At 73.1% G+C, this 8,118-nt stretch carries 6 protein-coding genes; 2 read left to right on the top strand and 4 right to left on the bottom strand.

Features of this window, described 5'->3' with window-relative positions; genetic code table 11:
* Positions 1-156 precede the first annotated feature (156 nt).
* The 4 genes from V7E45_RS36295 to rsmI form a co-directional block, all read right to left on the bottom strand.
* Complete coding sequence (locus V7E45_RS36295; RefSeq protein ID WP_333778538.1) at positions 157-1,641, bottom strand: ubiquitin-like domain-containing protein; 1,485 nt, start codon at positions 1,639-1,641, stop codon at positions 157-159.
* Between the two features lie 160 nt (positions 1,642-1,801).
* Positions 1,802-2,701: a TatD family hydrolase gene (locus tag V7E45_RS36290; protein ID WP_333778537.1), complete on the bottom strand. Its 900-nt coding sequence runs from the start codon at positions 2,699-2,701 to the stop codon at positions 1,802-1,804.
* A 95-nt stretch (positions 2,702-2,796) separates the two neighbouring features.
* On the bottom strand, positions 2,797-3,222 hold the full coding sequence (locus V7E45_RS36285; protein ID WP_333778536.1) for a hypothetical protein: 426 nt from the start codon (positions 3,220-3,222) through the stop codon (positions 2,797-2,799).
* A 280-nt stretch (positions 3,223-3,502) separates the two neighbouring features.
* A complete protein-coding gene (rsmI, locus tag V7E45_RS36280; protein ID WP_333778535.1) occupies positions 3,503-4,354 on the bottom strand; it encodes a 16S rRNA (cytidine(1402)-2'-O)-methyltransferase in 852 nt (283 codons plus the stop codon).
* A gap of 105 nt (positions 4,355-4,459) precedes the next feature.
* Here rsmI and V7E45_RS36275 point away from each other — a divergent pair, with 105 nt between their 5' ends.
* Positions 4,460-6,208: a dolichyl-phosphate-mannose--protein mannosyltransferase gene (locus V7E45_RS36275; protein ID WP_333778534.1), complete on the top strand. Its 1,749-nt coding sequence runs from the start codon at positions 4,460-4,462 to the stop codon at positions 6,206-6,208.
* A gap of 195 nt (positions 6,209-6,403) precedes the next feature.
* Positions 6,404-8,062: a penicillin-binding transpeptidase domain-containing protein gene (locus tag V7E45_RS36270; RefSeq protein WP_333778533.1), complete on the top strand. Its 1,659-nt coding sequence runs from the start codon at positions 6,404-6,406 to the stop codon at positions 8,060-8,062.
* Positions 8,063-8,118: the final 56 nt, after the last annotated feature.

Genomic DNA, 8,118 nt, shown 5'->3' with positions numbered 1-8,118 from the left:
GGGTGGGGCTGGTCACGGGACAAGGGTACGGGGCGGCCGGGGGCCCTCCGTCCGGCGCTCACCCGTGAGCGACCCGGGCCCGCACAACCGGGCGGCAGCCCGCGGACCTCACCGGCCACGGACCTCTCACCGAGAGGACCCCGCCGACGGAACCACTCACCCGCGCAGCCGTGCCCCGCAGTGCGGCCAGGGGGTGGCGCCCCGGCGCAGGTAGAGCTTCTTGGCGCGGAAGGTCTGCTCCTCCGCGGGCGCGTCCTGGGGGCGGCCGCTGCCGCCGAGGCTCTGCCAGGTGCGCGTGTCGAACTGGTAGAGCCCGCCGTACGTCCCGGAGGGGTCCACGGCGTCCGGGCGGCCGCCGGACTCGCAGACGGCGAGGCCGCGCCAGTCGAGGTGCTCGGCGCCCTGCACGGAGTGCGGCCGCGGCCTGGTGCCGACCCGCACCAGCTGCTTGCGCGGTCCGCGCACCACCTCGGACGTCACCCGGCGCGGCTTCTCGCGTACGCCGTTGACGGTGCGCAGGTAGTAGGTGACCCGCCGCAGCCCGGGCCGGCCCGGGCGTTCGACGACCTCGGTGCCCTTGAAGAGGGTGGGGTCGGCGATCCGCTGCACGTCGAAGGGGATCGGCTCCTCGCGGATCTCCCTGCTGCCGGACACCCGCAGGACGGTCACCGTCTGGCCGTCGCGCGGGAAGCTGCCCGGCGGCACGGAGGTGGTGTCCTGGCCGTGCAGGGTGATGCCGGCCTCCTCGACGGCCTCGCGGACGGTGGCCGCGTTGGTGCGGATGGTGCGGGTGCGGCCGTCCGCCATGATCGTGACGGCGCGTTCGGTGCGCACGTCGAGGGCGAGACCGGCGCGTCCGATGCCGTGGGAGCGGGAGGCCGACAGGTACGCGCCTTCCGCGCGCACGCCCATCTCCCGCAGCGCCCCCTCCACGGTGTGCGCCGTCGTCCACACCTCGCGCTGCTCACCGTCCAGCGTGAGCCGCACCGGGCGCCCGTAGCGCACGGACACCTCGTCGCCGCTGGCGAGGGGGGCGTCGCGGGACGGCGCGACCATGTCGTGCTCACCGACCCGCACGCCTTCCTCGGCGAGCAGCTCCGACACGTCGCCGGCGAACGTGTGCAGGGTGCGCGGCCTGCCGTCGACGCTCAGCTCGACGGCTTTGTCGTTGGCGACGAAGGCGGTGGTGCCGCCGGCCAGGAACGCGACGACCAGCGCCTGCGGCAGCAGCCGGCGCACGGCGGACTCGGGGCGCTCGGCGGAGCGGGCCCTGCGCCGCCGGGCGGCCCGGCCGCCCGTCGCGGCGGGCCGCGCGGAGTCCAGCACCACGGTGGGCTCCCCGGACGCCGGTACGACCGCGGACTCCCCGCGGTCCAGGACGACCGTGGGCTCCCCGCGTTCCAGAATCACCGTGGGCTCCCCGCGCTCCAGGATCACCGTCTCGGCGTCCGGCGCGGCCGTCCACGGCACGCTCGTCACCTGGCGCGGCAGGGGCAGAGCCGGCTCGGTGACGAAGTACGCCTCCGCCTCGTAGGCGGGCCGGTAGGTGTCCCGGTACACCCCGTACGGCAACGTCTCCGCGGTGTGCACGGAGGCGTCGGGGCCGTGCGGGTCGTACGTCTCGAACTGCGGCTTGCTCACGCCGACACGCTCCAGGAGGGCCAGAGGGGTCCGAATCGGGCCCCCAGAACCTAGCGGAGCGACCGTCACTCTCCAAAGCGGCTCGACTACGCACAGTTGCCCACCGAACGTGCGCGCAGGTGCCTCACGTACCTCGGTGACCTCAGGCGCCTCGGTGACCTCAGTAGCCGAAGGCGCGGGCCGTGTTGGCACCCAGGGCGGTCGCCAGGGCGTCCTCGTCGAGGCCGCGCACGGCGGCCATCGCGCGCACCGTGACCGGGATCAGGTACGGGGCGTTGGGCCGTCCGCGGTAGGGCGCCGGGGTCAGGAAGGGCGCGTCGGTCTCCACCAGGACCAGTTCCAGCGGGGCGACGGCGAGCGCGTCCCGGAGGTTCTGGGCGTTCTTGAAGGTGACGTTGCCCGCGAAGGACATGTAGTAGCCCTCGCGGGCGCAGATCTCGGCCATCTCGGCGTCGCCGGAGTAGCAGTGGAAGACGGTGCGCTCGGGGGCGCCCTCCTCCTTCAGGACGCGCAGGACGTCGGCGTGGGCGTCGCGGTCGTGGATGACGAGGGTCTTGCCGTGCCGCTTGGCGATCTCGATGTGGGCGCGGAACGACCGTTCCTGGGCGGCCTTGCCCTCGGGGCCGGTGCGGAAGTGGTCGAGGCCGGTCTCGCCGACGCCCCTGACCTGGGGCAACGCGGCGAGCCGGTCGATCTCGGCGAGGGCCTCGTCGAGCGCCGTGTCGCCGCCGGGCTCACGCGCGCCCTGCCGCGACCAGCCGTCGGGGTCGCCGTGCACGATGCGGGGCGCCTCGTTCGGGTGCAGGGCGACGGTCGCGTGGACGCCGCCGTGCGCCGCGGCGGTCTCGGCGGCCCAGCGGGAGCCGGCGAGGTCGCAGCCCACCTGGACGACCGTCGTGACGCCCACGGAGGCGGCCTTGGCGAGGGCTTCTTCGACGCTGCCGGACTGCATGTCGAGGTGGGTGTGGGAGTCGGCGACGGGCACCCGCAGGGGTGCCGGGAGCGGCGGAGCCGCGTTCTTGTCGCCCTTGTGTGCGGCGCGGCCGGCGTTCGAAGGCATGCTCCGATCCTACGAAAGGGGGACGCTCTCGAACGCCGGTGTCCCGCTCGGCCGGGGTGCTCCGCCCGGTGTCCCGCTCGGCCGGGACGCTCGGCTCAGCTCGCCCGGCGCTGGAAGGGGTGCAGGAGATCGGACAGGTGCCAGTGGTGCGGTTCCTTGGCCTCCCCCGGCACCTGCGGGGTGGTCTGCCCGGGCACCTGCGGGGTCTCGACCGGCCCCGCCTGCGGCACCCGGTGCTGCCGCTCGGCGGCGCCGCGCACCGACGAGACCTGGCCCGCGCGCATGATCCTGACGACGCGCCCGTCGCAGTTCTGGCACGCGGGCCGGCTCAACGGGGACGGGACGACCCGGTCGTCGGCCACGTACGTCACGAACTGCTGTCCGTGCAGGTCCGTGTGGTGCTCTATCGCGTACGACTGCTCCCACCCGTGCCCGCACCGCATGCAGGCGAACGCGTACGACTCGTGAACGACGGCGGTGGCCGTGCCGCGGAGGCCGGTCTGCCCTGCGATCTCACTCATGCCAGCTCCTCTTGTCCGCTGGACAAGCGCCCCGGTACGGGTTCCCCCCGGAACCCTGGGGCGAGGGACGGTCACGTCCCTTCGACCAGTGGACGCCTCCGCCGTCGCGAACGCATCAGTCCTGTCGAGTGTTGGAGGCGTTTTGGACGTTCCTTGCCGAAACGGCCCTCGCTGAGGGGTGTGGGCTTTGCCTTCGGAGCCGGCCTTTTGCCCTCCCATGGGGCGCACGCTCAGCCGAGAAGAGTCCTGCTCAGAGAGCGTGTGCGCGGCTGGAGCGCGGTCAGAGCGCCCCTTCTTTCTTCGCCGCAACCACCGCGTCGAACACCGTCCGCTTCGGCAGCCCGGCCGCCGCCGCCACCGCCGCGATGGCCTCCTTGCGGCGCTCGCCCGCCTCCTCCCGGACGCGCACCCGCCGGACCAGTTCCTCGGCGTCGAGCTCCTCGGGCCCGGCCTCGGGGGCGCCCTCGACGACGACGGTGATCTCCCCGCGCACGCCCTCGGCGGCCCACCGCGCCAGCTCGTCCAGCGGGCCCCGCCTGACCTCCTCGTACGTCTTGGTCAGCTCACGGCACACGGCGGCCCGCCGGTCCGCGCCGAAGACCTCGGCCATGGCGGCGAGGGTGTCGTCGAGCCGGTGCGGGGCCTCGAAGTAGACGAGCGTGCGCCGTTCGGCGGCGACCTCCCGCAGCCGGGACAGCCGCTCCCCCGACTTGCGCGGCAGGAAGCCCTCGAAGCAGAACCGGTCGACCGGCAGCCCGGACAGCGCCAGGGCGGTGAGCACGGCCGACGGGCCGGGGACGGCGGTGACCCGGACGTCCTTCTCCACGGCGGCGGCGACCAGCCGGTAGCCGGGGTCGGAGACCGACGGCATGCCCGCGTCCGTCACCAGCAGCACGCGCGCGCCGCCGAGCAGCTCCTCGACCAGTTCGGGGGTGCGGGCGGCCTCGTTGCCCTCGAAGTACGACACCACGCGGCCCTTGGGGGACACGCCGAGCGCCTGGGTGAGCCGGCGCAGCCGCCGCGTGTCCTCGGCGGCGACGACGTCGGCGCCCGCCAGCTCCTCGGCCAGCCGGGGCGGCGCGTCCGCGATGTCGCCGATGGGGGTACCTGCCAGGACAAGGGTTCCAGTCACGCCCCCATCCTCGCAGGCGCTCGCGGGCCGGTGGGAAAGCGGCCGTGTCCCGACCGGTACCGCCATGCACGGGACTCACACAGATCGGTTCCCTACGATGGCGCGGTGACCAGTACCGCGTCCTCCACGGACCTCCGGCAGGGCCAGGCACCGCACGACCGGCGGACGCCGTGGCAGCAGCGGCTGCGCCGATTCGGCTACACGCCCGCCACGGACGCGCCCGCCGGCGACCTACGGGACCGGCTGGTGCCGCCGTACGCGGCGCCGAGCCCCCGCCTGTGGCAGGCCCTGGGCGCGCCGCCGGTGCTCGCGGACCGGATCACGCGCTGGTCGGGCTGGGCCGGTCCGCTGCTGGTCACGCTGATGGCGGGCGTGATGCGGTTCTGGAACCTGGGCAGCCCCCGGGCGGTGATATTCGACGAGACGTACTACGCCAAGGACGCCTGGGCGCTCGTCCACCGCGGGTTCGAGGTCAACTGGGACAAGAACGCCAACGACCTCGTGCTGCAGTCGCACGGCCACCTGACGATCCCCGCGGACGCCGCGTACGTCGTGCACCCGCCGGTGGGCAAGTACGTCATCGGCCTGGGCGAGCTGATGTTCGGGTTCAACCCGTTCGGCTGGCGCTTCATGACGGCGCTGCTCGGCACCCTCTCCGTGCTGCTGCTGTGCCGGATCGGCCGCCGCATGTTCCGCTCGACGTTCCTCGGCTGCCTGGCGGGCGCGCTGATGGCGGTGGACGGCCTGCACTTCGTGATGAGCCGGACCGCGCTGCTCGACGGCGTGCTGATGTTCTTCGTGGTGGCCGCGTTCGGTTGCCTGGTGGTGGACCGGGACCGCTCACGGCGGAAACTGGCCGAGGCGTTGCCCGCCGGCCCCGACGGCATGGTCCGCCCGGACGAGCGGGTGGCCGACACCTTCCGGTTCGGGTGGCGGCCCTGGCGCTGGGGCGCCGGGCTGATGCTGGGCCTGGCCTTCGGCACCAAGTGGAACGGCCTGTACATCCTCGTCGCGTTCTGCCTGATGGCGGTGGTGTGGGACGTCGGGGCGCGCAAGGTGGCCGGCGCCCGGCACCCCTACCTCGCCGCGCTGAGGCACGACACGGGCATCACGTTCCTCGCGACGGTCCCGGTGACGATCGCGGTCTACCTCGCGTCCTGGACCGGCTGGATCCTCTCCCCGACGAACGGCACCGGCGGCTACTTCCGCAACTGGGCGGCGACCGACGGCCGGGGCGGCAACTGGACCTTCCTGCCTGACTGGCTGCGGAGCCTGTGGCACTACGAGCACGAGGTCTACGACTTCCACGTCCACCTGTCGTCCCCGCACACCTACCAGTCCAACCCGTGGAGCTGGATCCTGCTGGGCCGCCCGGTGTCGTACTTCTACGAGTCCCCCTCCCCCGGCGCGGACGGCTGCCCGTCCGACGCCGGCCAGAAGTGCGCCCGCGAGGTACTGGCCATCGGCACGCCCCTGCTGTGGTGGGCGGCCTGCTTCGCGATCCTGTACGTCCTGTGGCGCTGGGCCTTCCGCCGCGACTGGCGGGCCGGCGCCATCGCCTGCGGCATCGCGGCCGGTTACCTCCCCTGGTTCATGTACCAGGAGCGGACCATCTTCCTCTTCTACGCGGTCGTCTTCCTGCCGTTCCTGTGCCTTGCGGTGGCGATGATGATCGGCGCCGTCATCGGCCCACCGGGCTCCTCCGACACCCGCCGCGTCATCGGCGCCTCGGCGGCGGGCGTCCTGGTCCTGCTGATCGCCTGGAACTTCATCTACTTCTGGCCCCTGTACACGGGCCAGGCGATCCCGATCGACTCGTGGCGGTCGCGGATGTGGCTGGACACCTGGGTGTAGCGGGGCACACCTAGCGGGGCACACCCGACAGGCGGCGACCGGCCCGGCGTCCACCCGGCCGGGCCGATTGTCGCAAGCCTGCTACGGAGTGCGGCCCGACGTCACCCGTGGGGCCGGGGACCTTAATGTGGGGGGAATCGTTGGGGAGTGTGAGGGCTGCGGGGACCCTGGGGAAGGCGCGGAGGAACTGAGGCTGTGGGCAAGAGAAGGCGCGTCGCCGAGCGACGGAAGACCGGACCCGCCGTGCTCGGCGGGATGATCGCCGTGGTCGTCGGCGGCGCCGGCCTCGGCGCCTACGCGCTCTACGGCGTCGGTGCCGCGGCCGACGAGCGCGACTCGGGCCACAAGACCGTCAGGACCGGCCCGCCGACCGCCGCCGAGGTCCACACGGTGACCACGCGTTTCCTCACCGCCTGGCAGAAGGGCAGGGTGTCCGAGGCCGCGGCCGCCACCGACGACCCGTCCGCCGCCACCTCCCTGCTCACCGGCTACACCAAGGACGCCCACCTGAAGGACGTCACGCTCACCGCCGGCTCCGCCACCGGCGCCAAGGTGCCGTTCTCCGTGAAGGCCACGGTGTCGTACCAGGACCTGAGCAAGCCGCTCGCCTACGGCAGCGCCCTGACCGTGGTCCGGCGGGCGAGCGACGGCAAGCCGCTGGTCGACTGGCACGCCTCCGTGATCCATCCGGACCTGGGGGACGGCGACACGCTCGTCACCGGCGAGTCCGGCACCCCGCCCATCAAGGCGCTGGACCGCGAGGGCGCCGAGCTGACCACGGCCGCCTATCCGTCGCTGGGCACCGTGCTGGACGGTCTGCGTGAGAAGTTCGGCAAGACGGCGGGCGGCAAGGCGGGCGTCGAGCTGCGCGTGGTGCGCGGCAAGGCGTCGAAGACGGCCAAGTTGTCCGACAAGACGCTCGTGGAGCTGAGCAAGGGCACGCCGGGCACGGTGCGGACCACGCTGAGCCCGACCCTCCAGGCGGCCGCCGAGCGGCAGGTCGGCAAGCGGCCGCGGGCCTCGGTGGTCGTCATGCGGCCCTCGACGGGCGAGATCCTCGCGGTCGCCAACAGCGGGCACGGCTTCAACACCGCCTTCCAGGGTTCGCTGGCGCCCGGCTCCACCATGAAGATCATCACGTCGACGATGCTGTTCGAGAAGAAGCTCGTCACCCCCGCCGCCTCGCACCCCTGCCCCAAGACGTACAAGCTGGCCGGCTGGACGTTCCACAACGACGCCGACTCGGAGATCAAGAAGGGCTCGTTCAAGCTGAGCTTCGGGGCCTCCTGCAACAACGCCTTCATCAACTTCGCGCCGAAGCTGTCGAACAGCGACCTGACGAAGGAGGCCCAGCAGGTCTACGGCCTCGGCCTGAACAACTGGGCGATCGGCGTCCCCACGTTCGACGGCTCCGTGCCGGTGCAGAGCGGCGCGCAGATGGGCGCCTCGCTGATCGGGCAGGGCGGGGTCCGGATGAACCCGCTGAACATGGCCTCGGTGTCGGCGACGGTGGAGTCCGGCGTCTTCCGCCAGCCGTACCTGGTGTCGCCCTCGGTGGACCACCGCACGGTGGCGAAGGCCGCGCGCACCATGTCGTCGAAGACGCAGTCCCAGCTGAAGGAGGTCATGCAGTACACGGCGGCGTACGGCACGGCCGCCAAGGCGATGGCGGGGCTGGGCCCGGACTACGGCGCCAAGACGGGCTCCGCCGAGGTCGACGGCCAGAAGAAGCCGAACGGCTGGCTCACCGCGTACCGGGGCGACCTCGCCGCGGCCGGCGTCGTCGAGGCGGGCGGCCACGGCGGTGACACCGCCGGTCCGATCGTGGCGGCCCTGCTGAAGCTGGGCGGCTGATCGGCCGCGTACGGGCGGGCGTTCAGCCGTGCACGGGCGGGCTGGCGGGCCGCGTG

The sequence above is a fragment of the Streptomyces sp. IBSBF 3136 genome (assembly GCF_036815105.1).
Lineage (GTDB): Bacteria > Actinomycetota > Actinomycetes > Streptomycetales > Streptomycetaceae > Streptomyces.
This window is presented reverse-complemented; position numbering and strand designations above follow the sequence as displayed.